General features: G+C 59.4%; 1 protein-coding gene. It reads right to left on the bottom strand.

Annotation, left to right across the window (positions count from 1 at the left end):
• Positions 1-229, bottom strand: a 229-nt coding sequence (locus QSV46_RS41325; RefSeq protein ID WP_314964610.1) for a hypothetical protein, incomplete at both ends; no start/stop codon positions are given.

Below are 229 nucleotides of genomic sequence, written 5' to 3' on the forward strand. Positions count from 1 at the left end.
GTCAAAGATTGAGCCGGAACATCAGTGCTCGAATTGACAAACGCGCCAGGCATCGCGCCTGGAGCGAGGTTAATCAGTGTCTGGTAGTTCCGCTGGCCTCCGAGCGGCAGATTGGACACCGCCCGACCCGTAATTTCGGTGTGCGTATCGGCTTTGTCGGTCTGCAGCGCGGTTGCCGCGGCTGAGACTGTTACCGATTCCGTCGCTTGCCCGACTTCCAGGCGTATGT

The sequence above is a fragment of the Bradyrhizobium cosmicum genome (genome assembly GCF_032290525.1).
In the GTDB taxonomy this organism is placed as follows: Bacteria; Pseudomonadota; Alphaproteobacteria; order Rhizobiales; family Xanthobacteraceae; genus Bradyrhizobium; species Bradyrhizobium cosmicum_A.